26 protein-coding genes and 2 pseudogenes are annotated in these 24,198 nt (G+C 62.0%); 19 read left to right on the top strand and 9 right to left on the bottom strand.

The annotated features are described in order from the left end of the window. Positions 1-452: 452 nt before the first annotated feature. Genes U5A89_RS01070 through U5A89_RS01060 form a run of 3 tightly spaced genes read left to right on the top strand, consistent with a single transcriptional unit; the run spans position 453 to position 2,000 of the window. Positions 453-1,058, top strand: a complete 606-nt coding sequence (locus U5A89_RS01070) for an antitoxin Xre/MbcA/ParS-like domain-containing protein (RefSeq protein WP_338159373.1) — start codon at positions 453-455, stop codon at positions 1,056-1,058. Next, complete coding sequence (locus tag U5A89_RS01065) at positions 1,055-1,642, top strand: RES family NAD+ phosphorylase (protein ID WP_338159372.1); 588 nt, start codon at positions 1,055-1,057, stop codon at positions 1,640-1,642. The genes U5A89_RS01070 and U5A89_RS01065 overlap by 4 nt, the downstream gene beginning before the upstream one ends. Before the next feature lie 7 nt (positions 1,643-1,649). Beyond that, complete coding sequence (locus U5A89_RS01060; protein ID WP_338159371.1) at positions 1,650-2,000, top strand: HU family DNA-binding protein; 351 nt, start codon at positions 1,650-1,652, stop codon at positions 1,998-2,000. Positions 2,001-2,777: 777 nt separating this feature from the next. Here the strand turns inward: U5A89_RS01060 and U5A89_RS01055 are convergent. Continuing rightward, the gene (locus U5A89_RS01055) at positions 2,778-3,527 is read right to left on the bottom strand and encodes a recombinase zinc ribbon domain-containing protein (protein ID WP_338159370.1); all 750 of its coding nucleotides are present in this window, start codon (positions 3,525-3,527) and stop codon (positions 2,778-2,780) included. A 560-nt stretch (positions 3,528-4,087) separates the two neighbouring features. On the opposite strand from U5A89_RS01055, the gene U5A89_RS01050 reads away from it, so the two are divergent. From U5A89_RS01050 to U5A89_RS01035, 4 genes and pseudogenes are all read left to right on the top strand, one after another. Continuing rightward, positions 4,088-4,669 (top strand): hypothetical protein, encoded by a 582-nt coding sequence (locus U5A89_RS01050; RefSeq protein WP_338159369.1) that lies wholly within the window; start codon positions 4,088-4,090, stop codon positions 4,667-4,669. Next, positions 4,666-5,643: pseudogene (locus U5A89_RS01045) on the top strand (S8 family peptidase). Before U5A89_RS01050 ends, U5A89_RS01045 begins: the two are co-directional and overlap by 4 nt. An 84-nt stretch (positions 5,644-5,727) precedes the next feature. Next, positions 5,728-6,594: a hypothetical protein gene (locus U5A89_RS01040; RefSeq protein ID WP_338159368.1), complete on the top strand. Its 867-nt coding sequence runs from the start codon at positions 5,728-5,730 to the stop codon at positions 6,592-6,594. After that, positions 6,591-6,725, top strand: coding sequence for a hypothetical protein (locus U5A89_RS01035; RefSeq protein WP_338159367.1), 135 nt, complete (start codon positions 6,591-6,593; stop codon positions 6,723-6,725). The genes U5A89_RS01040 and U5A89_RS01035 overlap by 4 nt, the downstream gene beginning before the upstream one ends. Positions 6,726-7,209: 484 nt before the next feature. Here U5A89_RS01035 and U5A89_RS01030 read toward each other — a convergent pair whose 3' ends face one another. Continuing rightward, positions 7,210-8,103: a LysR family transcriptional regulator gene (locus tag U5A89_RS01030; protein ID WP_338159366.1), complete on the bottom strand. Its 894-nt coding sequence runs from the start codon at positions 8,101-8,103 to the stop codon at positions 7,210-7,212. A 108-nt stretch (positions 8,104-8,211) separates the two neighbouring features. Here U5A89_RS01030 and U5A89_RS01025 point away from each other — a divergent pair, with 108 nt between their 5' ends. The 10 genes and pseudogenes from U5A89_RS01025 to U5A89_RS00980 all read left to right on the top strand — a co-directional run bounded on the left by U5A89_RS01025 (position 8,212) and on the right by U5A89_RS00980 (position 14,569). Beyond that, positions 8,212-8,613, top strand: coding sequence for a GlcG/HbpS family heme-binding protein (locus U5A89_RS01025; protein ID WP_338159365.1), 402 nt, complete (start codon positions 8,212-8,214; stop codon positions 8,611-8,613). Positions 8,614-8,663: 50 nt separating this feature from the next. Continuing rightward, positions 8,664-9,470 carry an SDR family oxidoreductase gene (locus U5A89_RS01020; RefSeq protein ID WP_338159364.1) on the top strand — a complete coding sequence of 269 codons (807 nt, stop codon included), beginning with the start codon at positions 8,664-8,666 and terminating at the stop codon, positions 9,468-9,470. A 59-nt stretch (positions 9,471-9,529) separates the two neighbouring features. Beyond that, the gene (locus tag U5A89_RS01015; protein ID WP_338160131.1) at positions 9,530-10,045 is read left to right on the top strand and encodes a nuclear transport factor 2 family protein; all 516 of its coding nucleotides are present in this window, start codon (positions 9,530-9,532) and stop codon (positions 10,043-10,045) included. Positions 10,046-10,095: 50 nt separating this feature from the next. Then, entirely contained in the window at positions 10,096-10,557 is a 462-nt protein-coding gene (locus U5A89_RS01010; protein WP_338159363.1) for a VOC family protein, read from the top strand. Positions 10,558-10,631: 74 nt separating this feature from the next. Then, the gene (locus U5A89_RS01005; protein ID WP_338159362.1) at positions 10,632-11,363 is read left to right on the top strand and encodes an SDR family oxidoreductase; all 732 of its coding nucleotides are present in this window, start codon (positions 10,632-10,634) and stop codon (positions 11,361-11,363) included. Continuing rightward, positions 11,260-11,526: a putative quinol monooxygenase gene (locus U5A89_RS01000; RefSeq protein ID WP_338160130.1), complete on the top strand. Its 267-nt coding sequence runs from the start codon at positions 11,260-11,262 to the stop codon at positions 11,524-11,526. Before U5A89_RS01005 ends, U5A89_RS01000 begins: the two co-directional genes overlap by 104 nt. Positions 11,527-11,728: 202 nt before the next feature. Next, the gene (locus U5A89_RS00995) at positions 11,729-11,908 is read left to right on the top strand and encodes an SDR family oxidoreductase (protein WP_338159361.1); all 180 of its coding nucleotides are present in this window, start codon (positions 11,729-11,731) and stop codon (positions 11,906-11,908) included. 15 nt (positions 11,909-11,923) lie between these two features. Further along, positions 11,924-12,238: pseudogene (locus U5A89_RS00990) on the top strand (SDR family NAD(P)-dependent oxidoreductase); the annotation flags it as partial. A gap of 39 nt (positions 12,239-12,277) precedes the next feature. Further along, a complete protein-coding gene (locus U5A89_RS00985; RefSeq protein ID WP_338159360.1) occupies positions 12,278-13,387 on the top strand; it encodes an IS630 family transposase in 1,110 nt (369 codons plus the stop codon). Positions 13,388-13,459: 72 nt separating this feature from the next. Beyond that, positions 13,460-14,569, top strand: a complete 1,110-nt coding sequence (locus tag U5A89_RS00980) for an IS630 family transposase (RefSeq protein ID WP_338159360.1) — start codon at positions 13,460-13,462, stop codon at positions 14,567-14,569. A gap of 28 nt (positions 14,570-14,597) precedes the next feature. Here the strand turns inward: U5A89_RS00980 and U5A89_RS00975 are convergent, their stop codons facing one another. The 4 genes from U5A89_RS00975 to U5A89_RS00960 form a co-directional block, all read right to left on the bottom strand. Further along, positions 14,598-16,142 (bottom strand): C1 family peptidase, encoded by a 1,545-nt coding sequence (locus tag U5A89_RS00975; protein WP_338159359.1) that lies wholly within the window; start codon positions 16,140-16,142, stop codon positions 14,598-14,600. A gap of 25 nt (positions 16,143-16,167) precedes the next feature. After that, a complete protein-coding gene (locus tag U5A89_RS00970) occupies positions 16,168-17,079 on the bottom strand; it encodes a hypothetical protein (protein WP_338159358.1) in 912 nt (303 codons plus the stop codon). 62 nt (positions 17,080-17,141) lie between these two features. Continuing rightward, a complete protein-coding gene (locus U5A89_RS00965) occupies positions 17,142-18,770 on the bottom strand; it encodes an SUMF1/EgtB/PvdO family nonheme iron enzyme (RefSeq protein ID WP_338159357.1) in 1,629 nt (542 codons plus the stop codon). Beyond that, complete coding sequence (locus U5A89_RS00960) at positions 18,767-19,162, bottom strand: hypothetical protein (protein ID WP_338159356.1); 396 nt, start codon at positions 19,160-19,162, stop codon at positions 18,767-18,769. Before U5A89_RS00960 ends, U5A89_RS00965 begins: the two co-directional genes overlap by 4 nt. Positions 19,163-19,574: 412 nt before the next feature. Between U5A89_RS00960 and U5A89_RS00955 the strand changes: the two genes are divergently transcribed. Together U5A89_RS00955 and U5A89_RS00950 are read left to right on the top strand one after the other, a co-directional pair. Further along, positions 19,575-21,008: a caspase family protein gene (locus tag U5A89_RS00955; protein ID WP_338159355.1), complete on the top strand. Its 1,434-nt coding sequence runs from the start codon at positions 19,575-19,577 to the stop codon at positions 21,006-21,008. After that, positions 21,005-21,199 (top strand): hypothetical protein, encoded by a 195-nt coding sequence (locus U5A89_RS00950; protein ID WP_338159354.1) that lies wholly within the window; start codon positions 21,005-21,007, stop codon positions 21,197-21,199. The genes U5A89_RS00955 and U5A89_RS00950 overlap by 4 nt, the downstream gene beginning before the upstream one ends. Positions 21,200-21,803: 604 nt before the next feature. Here U5A89_RS00950 and U5A89_RS00945 read toward each other — a convergent pair. The 3 genes from U5A89_RS00945 to U5A89_RS00935 form a co-directional block, all read right to left on the bottom strand. Then, positions 21,804-22,565: an IclR family transcriptional regulator gene (locus U5A89_RS00945; RefSeq protein WP_338159353.1), complete on the bottom strand. Its 762-nt coding sequence runs from the start codon at positions 22,563-22,565 to the stop codon at positions 21,804-21,806. Between the two features lie 75 nt (positions 22,566-22,640). Then, positions 22,641-23,030, bottom strand: a complete 390-nt coding sequence (locus U5A89_RS00940; RefSeq protein ID WP_338159352.1) for a nuclear transport factor 2 family protein — start codon at positions 23,028-23,030, stop codon at positions 22,641-22,643. Then, a complete protein-coding gene (locus U5A89_RS00935; RefSeq protein WP_338159351.1) occupies positions 23,027-24,163 on the bottom strand; it encodes a cobalamin-independent methionine synthase II family protein in 1,137 nt (378 codons plus the stop codon). Before U5A89_RS00935 ends, U5A89_RS00940 begins: the two co-directional genes overlap by 4 nt. Between the last annotated feature and the right edge of the window lie 35 nt (positions 24,164-24,198).

Here is a 24,198-nt window from a genome sequence, read left to right as displayed (position 1 = left end):
GAAAGTCGCAATGCGAAACCGTGCCTTGGCGGAGAGGCAGGTGCGGTAAGCTCAACGGTACGCCGCCCCCATGTGACAAGGAGGCGTCCCGCTTGCCCCTCCTGAGTTGCAGCGGTTCCGTTGGCAAGCGCGTTGCTGATCATCGCCGCCAATGTTTCCCCGGCGCTACCATGTGCGGCTGCATCCCTGGATCCCAGTTCGTGTCGCAGCCATTGCGGCGCGGGCTCAATAACCTTTAAAATCATAACGCTCATTTTTTCGTTCATCCACCACGCCTATGTCGGTGGAGCGTTGACGGTGCAATAAAGCAAAGCTTGCCAGTTTTGAGGGTGCAGGGTGCTTTACCGTATCTAAACGTTGGCTGTTCCGGCTGCGCCATTGTAGAATGACTAGCTGGCGGAGGCTCTAGACAAAATAGACAAGTTTGCTATATTGGACAAAAGGACACCAATATGGCCCAGTCGCAGATTACCAACCGCCAGGATGCCCGCGATGTCGTGGCATCCTTTCTCGACGCCTTGAGCGGATCAACCCTGCTTAAATTGGCGAACATGCTCCAGCGTTCAAGTCCCGATCCCGAGCGTCTGGCGCGCAAAGTTCTGGAAGCGGCTAGCAATTCTCCGGCAACGCGCAAGTTGGCGGGCGGCGGTCTCGGCAAGCTCGTCAGCGAAGCACAAGGGCAGTCCCGGCTCGATGCCATCACGGTTGAGGATGACCCCAGCCACCGACCGGCAACCGAGACGCTCGGGGCGGGGGAGATGGCAATAGCGCTGGGAGTTGCTCGGGCTTCACTCGATAATTGGCGTCGAGCGCACAAGATCCTCGCACTGCGCAAGGGCGTTCGCAACTATGTCTATCCCACACGGCAGTTTGATCGACGCGCGCCCGTCGAGGGGCTGGACCGCGTACGCGCACATTTCAGCGACGATGAAACGGCTTGGGACTGGCTCGTGACCCCTAACCCCTATACCGACGGCGCCGCGCCCATGGATCGTCTGCGCAAGGGCAAGATCGAGGATGTGGTTCGCGCGGCGGAAGGCGCGCTGGACTATCAGTGAAGCTCGATCTGCGGCGCATCGAAGCGCGTATCGGACCGGTCGAACTGACAGGCTGGCCGCGAATAATCCCCGATCGGCATCGTGCAACCCCGGCCGGCGCGGGTTTTGGCACGAGCCGGTTCTCCAGTCCCAGCGGGGCGTTCCGAACGCTCTATGCCGCGCAGGATTTTCCAACCGCCCTGGCTGAAGCCGTGATCCGGGACCGCTTCGTCGGCAAGGAGCGCCGATGCCTTTATCGCCCTTATCTCGCCAGCCTGCTCGCAACGGAAATCTCGACGTCCGCCCCGCTGATGCTGGTCGATCTGACGGGCGCTGCGGCTTATGAAATGGGCATCGATACCGATGCCAAGGGCAGCCGGTCGCATCATGCGGGGCAGGATTTTGCCGAGGCGATTCACAAGCGGGCGAGCGTGGACGGCATCATATTTTCGTCGCGGCTGACCGGTGACCCCTGCGTTGCGATCTTCGATCGGGCACTTTCACGACTGAACGCCACAGCACCCGTCGACCTCTTGCGCGTGGGCGCCTTAGCGGCCGAGTTGGTTCGGCTGGAGGTTACGGTTCGGCGGCGCAGAACCCGGTGAGCGATGGTTGCCCAGCCCGCGTTTTGGCAGGAAATTCCGACTTTTGGGGGTAAAGAAAACAAGCATAGTTCGATCTGACTTGGTTGCTCGTTTGATGGACGACAGTCCGAATCTGACGCAGCCCGACGTCGAGAAGATCGTCGAAATCTTCTTCCAGTCGATCATCGACCAGCTAAGCGAGGGCGGCCGGGTCGAGCTTCGCCGCTTTGGCACCTTCAGTGCACGGGCAAGCGATGCCCGCCAAGGGCGCAATCCCAAGACTGGTGAAACAGTCAGCATTCCGGCGAAGGCCCGGCCGTTCTTCAAGGTTGGCAAACGTCTTGCTGCTCAGGTGGATGGTCAAAATAGCGAGGCTTGACGAAAGCGCCAGTTTTCCGATCATTATGGGATTACGACGGGTGGGCGAAATGATGCTTCCATTCTCGCGGAACAAATGTATTTTCATCACGCATCCAGGCGCTCGAATGGGAGTTGCCTTAGTGCGAAAGTTCGTAAAATTTCCGATCGCCGCTGATATTGCACCTGAACCGAAGGCTCCTCCCAAGATAGAGCCGATCTCGGTGCGTACTCCCGCCGCTGTAGCTGCCACGGGCCTTAGTCGCTCGCGAATCTATGAGTTGATAAAGGCAGGTGAGTTGGAGATCGCGAAGGACGGCAGCTCCACTTTAATAATCTTCTCTAGCCTGCGGGCTGCAATTGAGCGTCGGCGGTCGCAGGCCCCGTCAGCCTAACGTGATCTGGCGATGTAGCCAGAGACTGTGCGTTGAGGGGCTAAATGCCCGGGGATATCCGAGGACGTCCAGGACCGTTAAAAAGATAAAAAGTGGAGAAGTGCGAGATTTCATCTCAGCTTCAAGAGATAAGCCCCTGAAATACAATGTTGACCTCTACGGGAATCGAACCCGTGTTTCAGCCATGAGAGGGATGATGCAGGAATGGCTTAGCCAAACCGCATAAAAAGCTTTGTCTTCATCCTCTCGATAGCACTGATCGCGGCGCATTTGCACGATAAATCTCGATCTCGTTATGACAAAAATTGACATCGGAACAATAACGGTTCAAATGGTCTCATGAAGTTCAATTAGACTGTTGGTGGTAACGTTGAACTTCATAAAATGTAATTTCAAAAAATTTTCTATTTTTCAATATCGTGCGCAATGACTTCAAGTCCTACTCCCGCAACCAACGAAACCGACATTCCAAAAAGCCCCGACGCCAAAGCGTCGGGGCTTTTTGCATTATCGACCAATCGACGCTGTTCGATCCACTCCAGGATCCGGCCAAACTCGCCATAGAGCATGGCGTTGACCTCACCGCGCTTAGCGCCGGGCGTGAGGTCGATCCGCTCGATCAGTGCCCGCAACGCATCGGCGGCTTCCTGGCGCTCCTCCGGCTGTGATAGCGCCTGCGTCAGTCGCTCGACCTTGCGCCGATAAATCTCGGAGATGTTGGGATGGATGTCAGGCACGTCAGCAGGGGCCGCAGCCAAACGAGCGCGGATCGCATCCTCCTGGCCTTCCAACTCCAGTAGCTCATCGACAAGCGCGCGTGTGCCCTTGCCTTCCTTCGCGAGTGTCACAAGGCCGTTGATCGCCTTGAGAACCTTCTGCAGATCAGTTCGATCGGCGATTTCCGACGCGCGGCGCTGGTAGTTGATCCGGTTGCTCTCCTCGACATAGGTCCGAATGGCCTCTGCTGCGACATCCGGGGTCATCATCCGATCGCGCAGACCATCAAGGACGCGCGCTTCGAGTTTGTCACGCGTGATGCTATGCCCGTTCGAGCAGCTTTTGGTATCAACATGGTTCGAACAGGCAAACCGCCCCTGCCCGCGAAGGGAATAAGGACCGCCGCAGCAGCCGCAATAGACCAAGCCGGACAGCAAGCTTTTCGGGCGATGCGTGCGATTAAGAGCTGTATGGGCGGAGCGGGTTGCCTCGATGACATCTGGGCTGCTTGCTGATATGCCGCTTTCAGCTGTGGGGAGGCAAAAAGCGCCTGTTTAGCAGGTGTCACAACCGCTCGGCTTATCCAAAGATGGATCGCAATCTCACAGGGCAGCCCCTTGTAGCTTTTTTACGGACGATCATGGTTCGCCTGGCTTAGGCGGCGACGGAAAGGCGCACATTTACCCGTCCAACAACGATCCCACGTGCGAAGCGGCGCGGAAATAGGCGGAGCGTCTCGCCAAGGAGGGGCGCAAGTACGGCATTAGCTTGACTGTAATCAGCCAATGTCACTACCCGGTCCGAGCGCATCCCAGCCAATTACCTCGCCGGCCTCTATCTCACTTCCTTCAGCTTCTGGCCGTGATTGTCGAATCAGCCTAAAATCCGGGGATTGACGCATCTCTTCGCCGCGTATTCACTGAGCAAGGTCGGCAATGGCAAGTCGCCTATGCATTGTAGCGCGTAACTCACAGCCTTTCAGCGGAGAGCCGCTGGCATGCCATCGGTAAGATTCGGACGAAAAGACGAACCTGCGACGGTTCTCAACGAGACCGATGAGTTCATCGCGGTCCGCACGACGCGCCCTGTGGCTCGCCGCTCGCCGCCGGTGCTTGGTCCGCTCGAACTGGAGCTACCCGACGCTGCGCTCGTGGTGAGCTTTCCGGAAGCGAACGTGGGCTTTTACCGGGTGCGGCAGATGCCAGGAAAGACCTATTTGTCGACCAAGGCTGCCATCGAAGGTCATCAAGACGTACGGTTCGCGGGAAGGGTGCTGGTCGACGAAGTGGGCAATCCAGTCGTGTACACCGAGAACCTCTTCGTCAAATTTGGCGACGAAGTGCCCGGGGAGCGATGCCTCGCCACAATCGCGGAACACGAGCTCGCGCTCAAGCACAAGGTCGACTACGCGATCAACGCCTTCTTCGTGTCTGCGGACGGCGCGGGTCGGCGTATTTTCGAGATCCCCGAGCGGCTACTCGAGCGCGACGATGTCGAATTTGCGCATCCGGAGATCATCCGCCAACGCGTGGCCAAGCGACCTTCCCGCAGCAATGGCACCTTGCCGACGCCACGGTGAACGGCGTGGCGGTTAGCGCCAATGCTAATGTCGCAGCGGCGCACCGAATCTCCACCAGCCGCGGGGTGACGATCGCCATCCTCGACGATGGCGTGGATGTCGATCATCCGGAGTTCGCCGATAAGATTGTAGCCCCTCGCGATGCGAGCCTCGATAGCGATGATCCCCGGCCCAAGGATCCGAGCCTCCTCTACCCCGACAATCATGGGACGGCGTGCGCCGGAGTAGCCTGCGCCAGCGGCGCGCATGGCGCGTCGGGCGTCGCGCCCGATTCAAAGCTCATGCCAATCCGCCTGTCCTCGGCTTTGGGGTCCGAGCAGGAGGCGCAAGCATTCCAATAGGCGTCTGATCACGGGGCCGATATCATCTCATGCTCTTGGAGGCCGCCCGATGGACGCTAGAACGAGCCCGATGACCTGGCCCACACGACGCCGTGGCCTATTCCCGTGAGCACGCGTCTGGCAATCGACTACGCGAACTCGCGCGGGCGATGCGGACTCGGCTGCGTGATTCTGTTCGCCGCGGGCAACGGCAACGAGGATGTCCGCTACGACGGCTACGCCAGCTACCAGGGCGTAATCGCCATCGCCGCTTGCAACGATCGAGGTGTGCGGAGCTGCTATAGCGACTATGGCGACGCGGTCTGGTGCAGTTTCCCCAGCAACGACTTCGAACACGCCGTGTCCGGGCGCCCAGCTCCACTGACCAAGGGTATTTGGACGACGGATCGTGGGGGCGCTGCTGGGTACAACCCGGGCCGCGCGGGCATCGACCTGGACGGCCTCTACACGGACAACTTTGGCGGGACGTCGAGCGCATGTCCCGGCGCTGCGGGGGTCGTCGCACTGATGCTTGCGCAGCGACCCGGCCTCACTCGCGATGAGATCAAGGACGTCCTGCGCCGAACGAGCCAGCAGATCGACGAAGCAAACGGTGGTTATGACGATCGGGGCTGGAGCCGGCTCTACGGTTAGGGCCGCGTCGACGCGGCCAAGGTGCTGTCTGCACTGCAGGATACCTAACGGGGTACGTAACCGCTGAGCAGAGGGGATGAGGCAATGGCAGAGTGGTTCTTCGACGCACCAGGGAACACGCGCGACTTCAGCGATCCTAAAGTCTGGCACTCGGTCATGGCCAGAGAAGCGAGCGGGATCGTGCGCGACCTGGTAGCTGCCATCGTCGGCAAACAAGATCCCTCTACCGTCATCTCGACGGAAATCGCGGCGCACGCGCCGACGCTCGGATACATCGATCCCACCACCGCCCTGCCGGAGCAGGCCGGGCACACCACTCCGATCTCGTCTTGGAACGCCTTTCCTAGAGCCGTGAAGCGGCGGGGGCTGTGGTCCGAGTTCCCGAGCGTTGAGGGCGATTCAGATGGTTCACAGCGAGCTGCCGAACATATCGGCGACGAGGATCATCGCCCAGGCCAGTTCGTTGACCGGAACGATGCTGTTCTTCACCTCCCTGTTCGCGATCGGCAGGACGCGTATCTCGAATGGACCGGCCGCCGCGATAGCGAGGGCAAGCTTAGCAAGGCGATCTTCGTCGCCGAAGGCTATGACTATTTCATCTCCCTCTTCGAGCATAACGAGGGCCGTGTGCTCGAGCTGTATCGCGATTTCACTGAGGATCGCACCATCCGCGTCGACGACCTTCGCGCGATCAACGGCATTTACCGCCGGCGCACGGACGGATCGCGCATCACCGTCGCGGAGCCGGGTGCCTTCAACCCCCGCAATCGCTACAACATCAACCCTGGAATCGTGCACCTCTCCCACCGCGCGAACTCGCTGAGCGCCGACGTCAATCTGGCCGGCGTCTCGGCAATCATGCGCCTCAAAGGCGATGGCATGACGCTTGTCTCCAAGAGCTGCTGTGCTGCTGCGAGGGCGGCAACCCCAACCGCAACAGCGACCCGTTGATTTCCCGCCAGGGCTACCTCCAGGTCAAGGCGGGCAAGCGCTACACGCTGGCCAAGCCGGTCGGCCTTTACATCTCCGGCCTTGATACGCAGCGGGTGTTCACCAAGGATGGCGAACCGATGACTGGTTGACGGTTGTCCGCGGAGAAGGGTTCGGCGACGAGCCGCGTCTTCAGGCTTGAGCTCGCCCCGCCTGCGGGTTCGAAGCTTACGCTTGAGGATCTTGAGGTTGACGGCATACCAGTCCGCTTCGTCGGCCAGCTAGCGGGGCTGATCGGCGTCCACCTCTTCGTGACGCTTTGGGACCGCCAAGAGGCTGGATCGGGTCCAAGCGTCGCGTGCTCAGGCACCTGTTGCCGAAAGGATGGCACACAGCACTTGGTCCTTTCCAAGGGTTCTTGCGACGGCGGTTATACGGGCACTTTCCCCGACTTGCTGAAAGGGCCGCAACCCGCAGCGCGTGGAGTGAGCGAAGGAAGCGCGGCCATGGCTGTCGATATCGGTCGCACGGCTTTGCGCCGTTAGCGCGCCCCGGTGCTGCAGCTATTCTCGACGATCATGCAGTGCGCTGTTCCAGCGAAGCATCGCGTGAACCTTATAAAGCCGCTCTTGTGCGTCAACTGCTTGTTACCTTGAGAGAATCGATAACAGCGCGCAGTCCCGCCGAGATATACCGCCGCGTGGGATAATAGAGGTAAAGCCAGTCCTCGGGCACGATCCAGTCGGCAAGACAGGACACCAGCCGCCCACTCTCGACATAAGGCTGCGCGCGATCTTCCCAGACATATGCCAGCGCTACCCCGGCGAGTGCGGTTTCGATCATCAGTTCGTGATCGTGGAGCGCGACCGGGCCTTTGACCTCGACATCGATCTCCTCGCCATTGCGGCCGAACGACCACGGATAGCCGACCCCGCTCGGATACATATTGCGAATGCAGATATGATCGGACAGGTCGGCCGGAGTTTTTGGCACTGGGCGCCGTTCGAAATACGCTGGCGAGCCCACCACCGCGAATTTCAGGCGCGGTCTGATCTTCACCGCGGTCATGCCGTCTCGCAGGCTTTCGCCGAGCCGGACACCGGCATCGAACCCTTCCTCCACGATATCGACCAGCCGATCGGTCGCGACGATCTCCAACTCGAGATTGGGATTGGCGGCGATCAGCGGTCCGATCATCGGCCCCAGCACGAACGGCGCGATCGAGTTCGGCGCGTTGATCCGCACCTTGCCGAACGGGGTGTCGCGGAACTGGTTTAGGGCATTAAGCGCAGAGCCGATATCCCCGAAGGCCGGAGACAGTTGCGACAGGAGCATCGCCCCGGCATCGGTCAATGACACGCTGCGCGTCGTGCGGTTCAGGAGCCTGATGCCGACCCGCGCCTCCAGATTGCTGACCGCATGACTGATCGCCGATGCCGTGACGCCGCGCTCCTCACTCGCCCGGCGGAAGCTTTTATGGCGCGCGACAGCATCGAACGCGGCAAGCTCGGAAAGATCGGTCTTGCGCATTACTGATTCTCACTCAGTACTGATCGGAATACTCATCGTCTAATCTCGATGATCAAACCAGCGCAAATAGCTCCTGTCAGCCGGACACCGGCAAACAGGAGCAAGACGATGACCCTCACGATTGCACAGGCCAATGCGATGATCGCCGCCGGCGCAGCCCGCGCCCGTGATCTCGGTATCGCCGTCAACATCGCGGTGCTCGATGCCGCCGCCCATCTCAAAGCCTTCGCCCGGATGGATGGCGCGGTGCTCGGCTCGATCGATCTCTCGATCGGCAAGGCACGCACCTCTGCGCTGTTCCAGATCAGCAGCGAAGCGGTCTGGGATTACTGCAAGCCCGGTGCCCCGGCCCACAATCTCGAAGCCAGCAATGGTGGGCTGATGCCTTTTCCCGGCGGCCTCCCGGTCACTCTCGACGGCAGCGTCATCGGCGCGATCGGCGTGTCGGGCGGCGCTCCCTCCCAGGATCTCGACGTCGCCGAAGCCGCGGTCGCCGCGCTCATCGGCTGAACTCTCAACCTCGCGACCAACCCTCACGCAAACATGGAAGGATATTCGACATGACCAAGACCATCCTCATCACCGGCGCCGGTTCGGGCTTCGGCGAGGCCGCTGCGATCGGCATGGCGCAGGCCGGCCACAACATTATCGCGACGGCGCAGATCTCGCCCCAGGTGGCAGCGCTGCGCGAAAAGGTTGCCAAGCTCGGCCTCGACAATCTGCGCGTCGAGAAACTCGACCTGACCGACCCCTATGACATGGCCTTCATCGCGAAGCTGGATATCGACATCCTGTGGAACAACGCCGGCTATGGCGAGAGCGGCCCGGTATCCGAAATCCCGCTCGATCTGGTCCGCAAGAATTACGAGATCAACGTCTTCAAGCCGCTGGAGCTGACGCAGGCGTTCATCAAACGCTGGGTCGCGACAAGCGGAAAAGGCAAGAAGATCGTCTTCACCTCGTCGATGGGCGGGCTGTTCACGCCCGCAGGCTGGGGCACCTATGTCTCGACCAAGCACGCGCTGGAAGCGATCGCCGAAGCGATCGCCCAGGAAGTCGCACCCTTCGGGATCAAGGTCCAGACGATCAACCCGGGTGCCTATTACACCGGCTATAACGAGACGATGGCAGACACTGCTTTCCGCTGGCTCGATGGCGACAAGAACTTCACAAACCCGGCCGACCTGCGCGCCACCTTCGATGCGCTGCTTGCCAGCCCGATGGGCCATATGGACGCGCAGGAACAGATCGACCGCATGATCGCGATCGTGCCTGCCGACACCGGCAAGGTCCGCAACGTCAGCCCCAAGGCGGTCGAGGACATGCTGAAGGAAGCGCAGGCTGCCGCCTGGGACGCTGAAATCTAAGCCCACCCCCTGGAGCGGCGGCGCCCTTCCGCCGCTCCCACTATCACCGGAGAAAACCCATCGCCAGCAACACCCGTTTCTGGGCGCCCTTTGCCGCGCGCTTCACTCTTGGCTTCGCCGCTGCCAGCGTCGCCATCCTCGCTCTTTCGCCCCGCGCGGAAGCGCAGACCTCAGCTCAGAACAAGGCCGCCGTCGAAGCCAAGTTCGACGCGTGGAAGGTCGGCACCGGGAACCCGTTCGAACTGCTCGCCGATGAGGCCAGCTGGACGATCGAGGGCAACAGCGTGGCCTCGAAGCGCTACCCGACCAAGGAGGACTTCCTTGCCGAGGTGATCCGCCCGTTCAACGCCCGCATGTCGGTCGGCATCAAGCCCAATGTCCGCAGCATTACGGCGCAAGCCGATCGGGTCGTCATCTTGTTCGACGCCGTCGGCACCGCGAAGGACGGCAAACCCTACACGAACACTTACGCCTGGTTCTTCCGCATGAAGTCCGGCCGCGTGGTCGAGGCCAACGCCTTCTTCGATTCCATCGCTTTCAACGACCTCTGGGCGCGCGTCACGCCGACCGAGTGATCCCCCCGACGCACCCTCAAACCGCCTGAACTCAAGAAAGGACTTTCATCATGGCTGACTTTATTCCTCCCGCACACAACAGCGCTTCGCCCTTCGTCGACATGCGCGGCCACCATGTGGCGGTGCGCACGCCGGACCTTCAGACCGCGCTCGACTTCTATGTCGGCACGCTCGACTTCCGCGTGGTCGCCAAATGGGATTATGCCGACGAGCAGCTTGCTTATGTTGCGCCGGTGACCGACGATCATTTCTATGTCGAGATCCTCAGCGGCGGCGATCCGCAGCCGCAGGACGTGCGGCCCTATACCGACCTCGGCAGCAGCCTCGGCTGGGCGGGCTATCACCACTTCTGCCTGAACGTCGACAGCGTCGAAGACACTGTCGAGAGGCTGCGCAGCCGTGGCGTCACGATCGTCACCGAGCCGTTCGTGCTAGAGGCGATCAGCCGCAAGCTGGCCTTCTTCTGCGACCCGTTCGGCAATCTGATCGAGCTGGCCGAGGTGCTCGCCTGATCTCCCCCGCAATCTGACCGGCAGTCCCTCGCGTGAGGGGCGGCCCGCTCCCCCAAACGCAAAGGAACCTCATCATGTCCGAGTTTATCATGATCATCGGCGCCGGTCCCGGCATCGGCCAGGCGGTTGCCCGCAAGTTCGGCCGCGAAGGCTGGCAGATCGTGCTGACCGGCCGAAGCGCCGCCCGGCTCGCCGACCTTACCGCCGAACTCGAAGCCGACGGCATCACCGCACATGCGGTGCCCGCCGACGCCACCGATCCGGCCGCGCTCCGCGTCGCCGTCGCCAAGGCCCTGACCGGCGGCCTGACCGCCGTCCACTTCAATGCTGGCGTCGTGCGCAACCAGGATCTCTTCTCGATGACTGATGCCGAGATCGCCAGCGACATCGCGATCGATGTCACCGCCGGGATCAACACCATCCGCGCGGCCACCGAAAGCTTCGGTTCGCGCGGCGGCACCATCCTCGTCACGGGCGGTGGCCTTGGCGTTCACCCCAGCGCCGACTGGGCCGTCCTCGGCGCTGGCAAAACATGGTGCAGGGGCTTGCTGAACCATTGGCCGAACAGGGCATCCGCATCCGCATCGCGACCGTCGCGACGTTGGTCAGCCCCGGTTCGAACGAAGCCAACGGCGCGGCCGATGTCTTCTGGACCCTCGCCAACGATCCGAACGCCGCCTGGGAGGCGGTCTATCCGGCCGCCTGAACCGCGACTCCGAAGACCTCGGCAACGGCCTCAAGGCGCTCGTCGCCCCGACCCTCAAGGAAGAAGGTGCGATCGGCTATGTGCTCCACCGCCACAATGACGATCCCAATGCCTGGATAATTTACGAGACCTGGAAATCACGTGCCGACCTCGATGCCCATTTCGAGCAGTCCTACACCAAGGCGATGATGGACCGGTTTCCCGGTCTTCTCGCTAGGGAAATGGAGCTGACCTTTGCCACGGCGATCGATCCGCAAGGCTGATCACCATCTCGTCATGATCAAACACCTACGGGCCGTGGGCGCAAGCTGCACGGCCCGTCTCTTTGCCCATCAACCCAATTAATGAACTCACTCAGCACGGATCGAACTATTCGTCGGATCATCCAGCCAATCGTTCCGCGCTATTTCAGTATTCGAGCCGAGCGGACCTCCCGGCACCGGCCAAGCTGAAAGGAAATTCTCATTGAAAATCTGGTTCATCACTGGTGCCTCGCGCGGCTTTGGCGCCCTCGTCACCAACCTTGCCCTTCAACAGGGTGATGCGGTCGTCGCGACCGCCAGCAGTCCGCCGCAGATCATCGATCGCTTCGGCGAACATCCCAACCTCCTAGCCGTCGCGCTCGACGTCACTGACGAATCTTAGGCCAACGCCGCAGCGCAAGCTGCCATCGCCAAATTCGGCAAGATCGACGTCTTGTTCAACAATGTCGGTTTCGGCTTGATGGGTGCGGTCGAAGAAGCCAGCGATGCCGAGGTCGAGGCGGTCTATCGCACCAACATGTTCGGACTGCTCAATGTCACCCGTGCCGTGCTGCCGCACATGCGCGCCGCCAAGTCGGGCCGGATCTTTAATCATGTTTGTTTTCGCCGTTTGGATATGGCGGCGACAAATCATCAAATATCCCGAAGACACTTGGAAAGCGCGCCTTTAGGCAATTTGTCCACGCCGCCTAGTCATCTGGAACTGAAGTAAGTAACATTGTATAAGGCGTTTTCCGAAAGGGAGGCGTTAATGGCGAACGCATTTTCGAAGGGTCGGCCGATTGAGCCGTTGTTGGTGACGGCGGAAGAGCGCGCATATCTTGAACGACAGGTGCGGCGGCACCGGGTGTCACGCTCGCTCTCGGAACGATGCCGGATTATTCTGCGCTGCGCCGACGGTTTGCAGAGCAAGGTCGTAGCGGCCGAACTGGGCGTTCACGAGCATACGGTGGGTAAGTGGCGTCGGCGCTTTTTGGCCGATCGTATCGATGGGCTGCTTGATGAAGCACGCCCCGGCAGGCCGCGCACGATCGATGACGATCAGGTCGCGGCGGTCATCGAGCGGACGCTGCGTTCGACGCCTGCCGACGCCACGCACTGGTCGATCCGGTCGATGGCAGCAGAGACAGGATTTTCGCATACGACGATCCGCCGAATGTGGAACGCCTTCGGGTTGCAGCCACATCGTAGCCAGACCTTCAAGCTGTCGAGCGACCCGCTATTCGTCGACAAGGTGCGCGATATCGTCGGGCTTTACCTATCGCCGCCGACCCGCGCGATCGTGCTCAGCGTCGATGAGAAGAGCCAGATCCAGGCGCTCGACCGCGAGCAGCCGGTGCTACCCATGATGCCGGGCATCGCCGAGCGTCGCACCCACAGCTATGTACGGCACGGAACGACATCATTGTTCGCAGCGCTCGACATCGCCTCGGGCTTCGTCATCGGCAAGTGCTACAAAAGGCACCGCGCGACCGAGTTTCTCGACTTCCTCAAGCAGATCGACCAGTCGACCCCCGACGGGCTCGATGTTCACATCGTCATGGACAATTACGCTACTCATAAAACGGCCAAGGTTAGGGCCTGGCTTGCCCGCCGTCCGCACTATCATGTGCATTTCACGCCGACATCGGCGTCCTGGATCAATCAGGTCGAGCGTTGGTTCGCGGAGTTGACCAGAAAGCAGCTCCAGCGCGGCGTCCACCGCTCAACCGGCCAGCTCGAAGCCGATATCTTGACCTTCATCGATCGCCATAACGAGAACCCAAAGCCATATAAATGGACCAAGTCGGCCGACGAAATCCTCGCCTCGGTCAAGCGTTTCTGCCAGAAAACCGAGCAAACCTTATGCCGCGAACTTTAGATTCACATGACTAGTCATCTGGAACTGAAGTAAGTAACATTGTATAAGGCGTTTTCCGAAAGGGAGGCGTTAATGGCGAACGCATTTTCGAAGGGTCGGCCGATTGAGCCGTTGTTGGTGACGGCGGAAGAGCGCGCATATCTTGAACGACAGGTGCGGCGGCACCGGGTGTCACGCTCGCTCTCGGAACGATGCCGGATTATTCTGCGCTGCGCCGACGGTTTGCAGAGCAAGGTCGTAGCGGCCGAACTGGGCGTTCACGAGCATACGGTGGGTAAGTGGCGTCGGCGCTTTTTGGCCGATCGTATCGATGGGCTGCTTGATGAAGCACGCCCCGGCAGGCCGCGCACGATCGATGACGATCAGGTCGCGGCGGTCATCGAGCGGACGCTGCGTTCGACGCCTGCCGACGCCACGCACTGGTCGATCCGGTCGATGGCAGCAGAGACAGGATTTTCGCATACGACGATCCGCCGAATGTGGAACGCCTTCGGGTTGCAGCCACATCGTAGCCAGACCTTCAAGCTGTCGAGCGACCCGCTATTCGTCGACAAGGTGCGCGATATCGTCGGGCTTTACCTATCGCCGCCGACCCGCGCGATCGTGCTCAGCGTCGATGAGAAGAGCCAGATCCAGGCGCTCGACCGCGAGCAGCCGGTGCTACCCATGATGCCGGGCATCGCCGAGCGTCGCACCCACAGCTATGTACGGCACGGAACGACATCATTGTTCGCAGCGCTCGACATCGCCTCGGGCTTCGTCATCGGCAAGTGCTACAAAAGGCACCGCGCGACCGAGTTTCTCGACTTCCTCAAGCAGATCGACCAGTCGACCCCCGACGGGCTCGATGTTCACATCGTCATGGACAATTACGCTACTCATAAAACGGCCAAGGTTAGGGCCTGGCTTGCCCGCCGTCCGCACTATCATGTGCATTTCACGCCGACATCGGCGTCCTGGATCAATCAGGTCGAGCGTTGGTTCGCGGAGTTGACCAGAAAGCAGCTCCAGCGCGGCGTCCACCGCTCAACCGGCCAGCTCGAAGCCGATATCTTGACCTTCATCGATCGCCATAACGAGAACCCAAAGCCATATAAATGGACCAAGTCGGCCGACGAAATCCTCGCCTCGGTCAAGCGTTTCTGCCAGAAAACCGAGCAAACCTTATGCCGCGAACTTTAGATTCACATGACTAGTCCCATTGCTTTCCTCATCTAGTCGTTTGAAGCCGAACATAAGCAGCCGATAAAGCATCGTCCTGTTGTGAAACCAACTTGGCGCGCAGGCGGGTGAGAAATTGCCTTTCGGTGCCGTTCACCACTTCGTCATCGCCGAACAGCGGCTTGGCCGACGACAGCGCGATGATCATTTCGGGGCCGAAGGGCGGCGCGACCTGATAGCGTTGCGCAGTCTGAGACAGGCCGATGGTCACGCGGCGCACGCCCTTGCGATCGGGTTCGGGATGGCCGCGATGCAGTTCCACCGCGCTGCCGTCAGCCTGGAGATAGATGATGCTGAGATAGGGCCGCGCCGCGCTCGTCGTCGCGCTGACGCCGAAAATATCATTCTCCTGCATCATCACCGGGTCGCCGCCGCGATCCTTGCCGTCCGCGGTCAGCGTGACGAGGCTGGTCCCTGCGCGCGCCAGCGGCGCGGCCAGCGTCAGCGCTGCTTCGCACTGCGGCCAAGGCATATGGCGCACCGCAACTGTCATCGCTGGATCGGCTTTAGTTGCCGCCTCACGCAGCGCTGCGATAGCGTTCAGGTCGCCGGAAAAGCCGGTAACACTCTTCCCCTGCACCGACACTGCGCCGCAGGGCATGGCCGCCACTTGGTCGGCAAAGACTTGCGCGTCGCTGCGCGGCGGCGGGGGAGGCGCGCCGGGCGCGACCGAAGCGATCGGCGCTTCGAGCGAATAGGCTTCCCCGGTCAGCAGTTTGAAGGTCGCGTAATCGACCCAGGCATAGCCCTTGTCGCCCCAGATCGGCCCCCAGCTATTCATGATACGCAGCGCCTGCCGATCCTCGTCATAGCCCACGATCGCCATGGCGTGATAATTGGCCTTGTCCGGCTTTTCCGCGCGGCGATAGACACCGTCGCCGCGAAACGCCTTGAAATCAGCGGGCGCGGGCATGGCGAAGATCACCGGCGCGCCGCGGGCGAGCGCGCCCTTGACGTCGTCCAATATGATCGGCGTGCGCCAGTCGTCCTTGACCTCGCGGTCCACCGCGCGCCAGTCGAGCAGGCGAAAATTGCCCGCCTTTTCCTTCAACCCTTCGGCCGCAGGAACGGCGCATTTGGTCATGTCGTCGGGAAATTCGGCTAGGCTGACCGTGCCCTCATTCTTCAGCAGGGTCAGCGCCTGGACGATGCTGATCGTGCCGGTGCAGGGCGTGCCCGCTGGGCGCAGCCGGTTATAGACATAGGCCGGACTCATCTGTTCGGACGGTTCGTCCGGCTGCACATTCTTGTCGCGAAAATTGAGGAAGGTGCGCGCCGCATAGGTCGTCGCCCACGCAACGCAATTGGGTTGCGGCCCTTGCGATCCGGGCGGCGGATAGGCGTTGGACAGATCCACCTGCTTGGGCAGATAGGCGCGGAACCTCCCCTGTTTGGGCAGCTTGGCATAATCTTCGGGAGAAACGGGCTCCGCCCCGGTCATGAACAGCGCCTCGTCGCTTTGCTGCGCGACGAGCGCCCCGCCCGACAGCGCCAACAGCGCGGGGATGCCCCATGTGACGAAACGCCGTGTCATCACCCGTTCCTCCCGATCGTTGTTTTTAGAAGCGATAGCCGATGGTCAGCGTCACCGCATCGAAATCGAAATCATGCGAAAAGCTGCTGGTGCCGTGGGTATAGATCAGGCCGATGCGCAACTGTTCGGCCCGGCTCTTCTGCTCCGCCTCGCGGGTCCGGACGCCCACGCTCAGCGCGGCCTCATGCACATTTTCATAGGATTGCGGATCGCCTGTCAGCTTGGTCCAGGTATAGCTGGCGCGCATCGATCCCTGCCGCCCGCCGAACATGCGGCCCTTGAACGGCAATTGATAGGCAATGCCGTTGCGGAACGACCAGACATCCTCCTTGAAATAGAAGGGCAGCTTCTTGCCGATGCCGATATCGGTCGTCGTGGTCCATCCCACCATATTGCCGATGGTCAGGTCGCCGCGGCCGACCTGCGCGATCTTGTAGCGGCTGGTGGCCGACAGGGTCAGCACTTCGCTGCTGGCGCCGAAATAGCCGTCATTGTCGGTCGCGCCGAACGCCACGCGCGGGGTGATCAGCCAGTTGGGCTGGACCGGGATTTCCACGCCGGTGGACAGCGTGCCCAGGATCGCGGTCTGGCCGTCATTGACATGCAGGACGTTGAGGATCGGGTCGATCAGCACCCGGGCGCGGCTGCCCTCGGAAGGACGGAACGCCTTCTGATAGCGCAATTCGTAGCGCTGGCCCTCGACCCCGTCCGACCCCCAATAGCTGAACGCACCGCCGATCGTGTCCGCATCCCCCTCCATGTCGAAGCCGGGCGTGTCCGGATCATCGTCATAGTCGAGATCGTTGAGATTGAGCGCGGTCGTGACCGCTGTGTGTTGTAGGCTGTTCGGACTACCGATGGTCGAATAATAAGGCGACGCCAAGGCCGCACTCGGTACGAGCGCCGCCACCGTGGCCGCGATCAGAAACTTGTTCATGAATATTACCCCTCTTTACGCGCCGAAGTCCCACCCCCGGCGCTAACCCCACTAAAAAAACGTCAGGACGATCCCCCGATCTCGTCCGGCTCCAGGTCGCGCACGACGCGCAGGCCTGCGTCCTGTCGGCGTTTGCCGGGCGGGACGGTGAAACGATTGGCCGATCGCAGTGCATCGGGCGCGCTTTCGAACGATCCGCCGCGGATAATCCGCGCGCGGCAGGACGTATCGGTGCAACCCGAAGTCCATTCCCACACATTGCCCTGCATCTGGTTGAGGCCGAAAGCATTGGCGGGATAGCTATTCACCGCTTCGGGATAACCGCGATAGGGCGCGGTATCCGACCCGTGATAGCGGGCGGTATGATCATAATTGGCCATGGACGGGCTGATATCATCGCCCCACGGAAAGGCCGTGGACGCGCCACCGCGGCTGGCATATTCCCATTCCTGCTCGCTTGGCAGCCGATAAGCGCGGCCCGACTGGACACTCAGCCAGGCGACGAAGGCCTGCGCATCCTCGTAACTGATATCGGTCGCGGGGATCAGCGGATTGGGGTTTTCCTTCGCCCAATTGCCCAGCTTCGTGCAGGCATTGTCCCGCACGCAGGCATTCCATTCGGCGATCGTCACTTCATAAACGCCGATCGCGAACGGCCGGTCGATCTTCACATCGGCCTGCGCCACCTCATCCCCGCCACGCCCCGGTTCCGACACAGGCGATCCGAACGGCGTCAGTCCGGCCGGAATCGCCCGCATCCAGGGGCAGTTGGCGCAATCGTAGAAACGGTCGCTTGCCGCCCGGTCACAGGAAATGAAGCAGGGCGGCGCGCCTTGCAGGCCATAGTCGAAGGTCGGCTTCTGGAAATTCTTGCCGGACGAGAGCGCCACACGGTCCGACACGCGCTTCAGCGCATCAGCGATATTCTGCTGCGGGCGGCGGATTTCCTCGGCCAGCACCTTGGAAAAAATGCCGTCGTCGAAAGCGACCTGGTCGGCACTGGTGGAAAAGGCGACCAGATAGCCCTGGTCCGGCCGGATCGCGGCGGCGGGCGCGCGCACCATGCGACGCAGTCCCTTGCTGCCCGCCAGTTCGCCGACCGCGCTGGCGTCGGTCCCGGTTTCCGCGGCGATCATCTGCGTGAGCGAGGGCGGCGGCGCCGGCAGGACGTTGCGGCACATGTCGAGCACGATCAGCACCGTCTTCGCACCCGATCCCAGCAGATTATGGGTCAGCGCCGCGCGGGTCAGCGTCGCGCTTTGCGGCGTCAGGTCGCGCCCCGCATCGACCGGCAGCAGCATGACGTCGCCATAGCTGCCCAGCGCCGCGCCATGGCCGGAGAAATAGAGGGTGCCAAATGCCTTGGGACCGGCCGCAGCCAGCTTCGCCCGGAAATCGGCCACCGCCTGGCCCATCGCCTCGCGCGACAGGTCGCGGCGCACCTGCACCGGGCCGTCCCCGCTGGCGTCGATGAAGCCGGTGGCGTTGAGCGCGGTCGCGACCTTGTCGCCATCGGCATAGGTGGAGCCGAGCTTGTCGAAGGATTGATAGGCGCCGTTGACGATCACCAGCGCCAGCCGGGGTTCTTCCGCCGCGCGCGCCGGTCCCGCCAGCGCGAGCAGCGCCATCGCCCAGGCGGCGACCAGCGCGCGGATCACGCCGCGCCCGCCCCCCGGCAGGCTATGGATCATTGCCCCACCTTGCGCGGCGCGAATTCGACCTGGGTCACGACCTGATCGACCGCATCGACATGCAGCACCGCGTCGTAGCGACGAATGGCCTTATAGGGCTCGGCTGGGGGACCGCCGAACAGCTTGGTGAAGAAGCCGCCAAAACCGCGGCCCTTCTGGCAATAGGCCGCAACAGTAACGGTGCCGCCGCTTTGCTTGACCTCATTGAGCCAGGCGCCGAGCGGCAAGGGCGCTTCCCTGTCAGCCGGATAAGGGGTGTCGAGATCCACCACGACTGCGCGCCCCCGACGCAACTTGGCTTTGAATGCCTGGTCGAAGGATGCGGGGTTGGCAAAGCGCAACGTCGGCTTGGCGATGGGCCGGTCGCAGCCTTTGAGGACGGGCAAAGCCATGGCCTGTTTTCCGGGAACCGCGGCTGGTGCGGGTGTGGCCGCATGGGCAGGGCTGGGCTGCATCTGTTGCGGATCGGCAACGGGTTTTGGTGCTGCAGGCTCTGGCGGCAATATGCGTACCCCACGGCCTACGGCACCTGCAGGAGGGCTGGGCTCGGACGATGAGCCGGTACTGACCTGCGCCAAGCTGTTAACGCTACCGCTAAATAGAAGAGCCAATAAAGCAAGACCTATAGTGCAACGTACCGCCGTCATTGGCCCGCTCCGAGTTAAGATATAGTTATTGCTCCGATAACCTTTATTCGATTATGGATACGCGGCGGTTTAGGCAACAAAAAAGCGTGGGGCATTGCCAATGTCGGTGGGGCGGCGTGGACTTTGGGCAACAATATTGACCGGATTTGTCACAATAGTGAGCAATCCGGGATATGCTCATGCCGAAACGCGGGCGCTGTTGGTCGGCGCATGGCAGTTCAAGTCTAGCCTGATCATGGACTTGGTAGGGCCGGAAAATGACCTGGCCGCCATGGAGGCCGTGATTCGCGGCCAGGGCGCGAGTGACGTCACGGTCTTGCGTAATGATGGCGTCAGCCGCACGACGGTGGAAACCGCCCTCCATGCGTTGGGCCTCCGGTCCAGGCCAGGCGACTGGATATTCCTTTATTATACCGGCCATGGCGCGTTGGCCGAAGCGGCGGTCAAGGGCACGCGCGACGGCGATACCGACCAGTTCCTGCCGCTGCCCGGTTTCGATCCCGATGTGAAGGACGCCGAGCGCTTCATCGTTGATAAGGATTTCTACACCTGGCTGTCCATGTACGTGCCAAAAGGCGTGCAGGTGCTGATGATGGCCGACACCTGCCATTCTGGCACGCTGCACCGCTCGGTCGATCCCCGTGTCAGGGGTATGGCCCCCCGCCTGACGTTGGGCGCGCGCAATGTCGAGTTGGGATCGCGGCCGGCGCCGCGCTTCGCCAGCGTGCTGGCGTCAAGCGATGGTGCGCCGGTCAGCGCCACGCGCGACGATCTGGCCAATCTGTTCTACATCAGCGCGGCGCGCGACGACCAGATCGCTTGGGAAAATGCGCTGCCGGTGGAAGGGGCGCCGACGCGCGGCTTCCTGACATGGTCGTTCGAGCAGGGCGTCACCACGCCGCGTGCCGATGGCAAGGGCATGGCCGCCGACCAGAATGGCGATGGCACGCTGTCGATCGGCGAACTGGGTGCCTATCTCAATGTCCAGGTCCGGATGCTGAGCGGCCAGCGCCAGGAAAGCAACACCGTCATCCCGCCAGGTCGCGAGAACCAAGGCCTGTTCGCCACCACAGCCCCGCCGCCCGCGCCACCCGCCCAGCCGCCGCTGCCCGGCCTCTATGTCGCCGATCTCAAGGCACGGGCCAGCGTCAGCGGGAGTAATCCCTGGCGCATCCTGACAGATGATCGGGGTGCCGATTTCATATGGGACGCGCGAGCGCAGGCGATGTTGCGCCGTACCGGCGATATCGTGGCGCAGAATGTGAAAGGTTTGCCGCAGGTGCGCGGCGTGATCGACAAATGGGCCGCGCTGGAGGCGCTGCGCCCCCTGTTGGCGGAACGCAGCGCCCGATTGATGGTCGGTCCGCTCGACAATGGCGCACGCTACCCCTCTGGTGCGCCGGTGACGCTGGCGCTGGCTCCGGTTCAGACGGGGGCGGGACCGGACGCGACCTCCCCGCGCGTCGCTACGCAACGGTGTTCAACATCGCATCGGATGGTACGGTGCAGCGGCTCTTTCCGGTCGCGGCATCGGACGGCGACGGCCTGCTTGCCGACGGCCAGTCCCTGCCGGTGCTGGACAGTCAGGTGATTCCGCCCTTCGGCGCGGACCATGTCGTGGCGCTGGTGACGCCACAACCGCCACAGGATTTCCGCCTTCTGCTGCGTACGGTCGAAAACCAACGCGCTGCCGTCCGGCTGGTCGAACCGATCCGCGACCTATTGACCAGGGCCGGGGCGCAGGCCAGCCTGTCCATTGGTGAATTATATACCGGCAACTAACGGTGAAATGGTTTGGATGTGACGGTGGCGTTTGCCTGTCGGCAGACCATTATCTTTCACGCGAAGCAGGCCGAATACTCTGCGTCCTTTGATGGCCGCATTGGGGTAAGGGCTGCAAGATGTTTCACGCCAATCAAAATGCAGTGACCAAGATCGCGCTGAAACCCGTTATCGCCGTCGCCGCGCAATAATAAAGACCGACATGATCAATCAATTCGCGATCGGCACTGGCGGACACGCTTGTCGCCGCGACTAATGGCCGACGGGTTGACCTGCTATGCGCTAATGCCCGGACGCAAGGAGCAAGCGGATAAGGCTTCGGCGGACCTTCCACCCAGAAAACCCCTTCCAATGTAGGATAATCCCTGATCTATCCTGATGAATGAAGCCGCGTCTCGCCTCATTCAGACCTGCCCGCACCCCCGACGCATCCCCGGCGCGCGACAGGCGCTTGGCCGTCGCGCACCTGTGGCGCCGCGGTGACCCCGATGGCGCGTCAGAGGCGCGTCGCAGGCGCGTTGGGAGCGCTTTGCGAGCGCGTCCGGCCCCTTTGCCCCTGCAACGGTGTGAACTTCGGCCCGTCGCGCCCATGATGCGCGCCCGCTCAAACCACGGGCATCTCGGCCGCGGTAAACAGGCTCGCCGCTTGCTCCAGCTTGGCGATGGTCCGCCCTTCCACCTCGGCGGTGAAGCGCGGCACCGGAATCGCCAGCGCAAATGCGCCGACCGCCACATCGTCCACCATCACCGCCATGCCCAGGCCGCAAATGCCCGGCGTATATTCCTCCCGCGTGCGGCCGATGCCGGTGGCGCGCACCTCCGCCAGTTCCGCGCGCAGCTGCGCTTCGTCAGTGATGCTGCTGGGCGTGAAGCTCTCCAGCCGCGCCTGCGCGAAATAGTCGTCCAGTTCTGTGTCCGGCAACGTCGCCAGCAGCGCCTTGCCCGCCGCCAGGCAATGGAGCGGGCTGCGCGTGCCGACGCTGATCGAATAGCGCAGCGACTGTTCGGCCGTTTCGGTGACGATCGCTTCCAGATGCCAGCCGTCGCGGATGAAGAAGGATGCGGTTTCGTTGATCTGCAACCGCAGCGATTTGACCAGCGGCCGCACCTTGTCGGCCAGCGACATGGCGATCCGGGGGGCGGCCAGCCGGTCGAGCGCGGGTCCGGGCAGATAGCGCCGCCCCTCGCGGGTCAGATAATGGCGTTCCGCCAATGTCGCGAGCAGATAGGACAGGCTGCTGACCGGGATCGCCAGGCCCGCGGCGATCTCCTGCGCGACCACGCCCGCCGGTCGCGCCACGACATATTCAATGATGTCGATGGTGCGCATCGCCGATTTGACGGTGGACGGCGTGGTGCCATTCATGACTGAGCGAACCCCCAATTATCAAAGCGATTTCGAGCCGGATCGGAGCATCCGTCGCCTCGAAAATCGCGGCAATCAAAAAGTCAGGCTGCCCCGTCTTTCGGCAAAGCGCCAGCCTGCCTCTATGCGCACGAAACGGTCGTGAAAGGAACCGACTTTCGGCGCGCCTTCGCCCGTGAACAACAGCATGGCGCTTTCCCCTACCGCTTCGCTGTCGTTCAAAACGTCGATCACGACATTGGAACAGACATGCCGCGTCGTGCGCGCGGGCCGGGCGAGGAAAGCGACCAATATCGCCTCGCGCCCCTGCGTCCATTCATCGGGCGCGGTCGGGCGCGCCATGCGACCATCGGGCGCATAAAGCGCAGCAACATCTTCCCAGCGCCCGGCGTCATTCAGATTGGCATAGAGCGCAACCAGCCGGGCGCAATCCTGCTCAATTCCGCGACGATCGTCCTCTGTCACAGCCGTGCATCCGCCAAGTCCGCCCCGGCGCGCAGCGACCGCAGCTTCTTCCACGTCACCGCCGGATCGATCTTGCCATATCCGGCAAAGGTGCCGAACCCGCAATCGGTGCTGGCAACCACCCGGTCCTTGCCGACGATCCCGGCAAAGCGCTCGATCCGCTGGGCGATCAATTCGGGATGTTCGACATAGTTGGAACAGGTATCGATCAGGCCGGGGGCCAATATCTTGTCGTCCGGCAACACGCCGCGCTGGGCGGCGTCGCGCCACACCGTCCATTCATGCTCGTGGCACGGATTGGCGCCTTCGAACAACACGGTCGCCGGGCGGGCGGCCAGCACGATGTCGATCACCTTCTCCAGCGAAATGTCATGATCATGCGGCCCTTCATAATTGCCCCAGCAAATATGCATCCGCATCCGGTCCGCCGGGATATTGGCGGTCGCCGCGTTCAACGCCTCGACATTGGCGGCCGCGATCTTGACGAACTCGTCCTCGCTCGCGTCCTGATAACCGGTATGGCGCGACATGGCGAGGTCGGGGCAATCGAGCTGCAGGTCGAATCCTGCCGCGACGATCGTCTCATATTCCTCGCGCATCGCATCGACCAGATCGGCCAGATAGGCTTCATGGCTGGGATAATGGCGGTTGACCTGGAAGGCGGTGATCAGGCCGGGGGACGCCGCGTTCATGAAGGCGCGGGTATCCGGTTGGTCGGCCAGCGCAGCCTTGAACCGACGGATATCGTCATGCAACGGCTCCAGCGTCACCAGCCGCACCGGCCCGATGCACGACGCACGCGTAAACTCCTGGCTCCCCATGATCGCCGCCAGCTTCTGCCGCAATTCCGGCAACGGAGCGAGGTCTGCGGCGACCTTCCGGTCGATATGCCCGCCAAAGCCCGACAATCGCTCGATCATATAGGTGGAATAGCCGACCTTGCCCAATTCGCCATCGCTGACGATGGACACGCCCGCATCGATCTGTGCACCGACCGCGTCGGACACGGCCTGCTGCACCGTCGTATCGAACAGCGCGGCGTCATAGGCTTCGCCCTTGTCACGGGCCAACAACAGCGGCGTCAGCGCGTCGCCGCGCGGCAGGCTACCGACATGGGTGGTGGCTATGGACATGCATTTCTCTCCCTCGAACAAGGGACAGGTGCCAT

The organism is Sphingobium sp. HWE2-09 (assembly GCF_035989265.1).
Lineage (GTDB): Bacteria > Pseudomonadota > Alphaproteobacteria > Sphingomonadales > Sphingomonadaceae > Sphingobium.
This window is presented reverse-complemented; position numbering and strand designations above follow the sequence as displayed.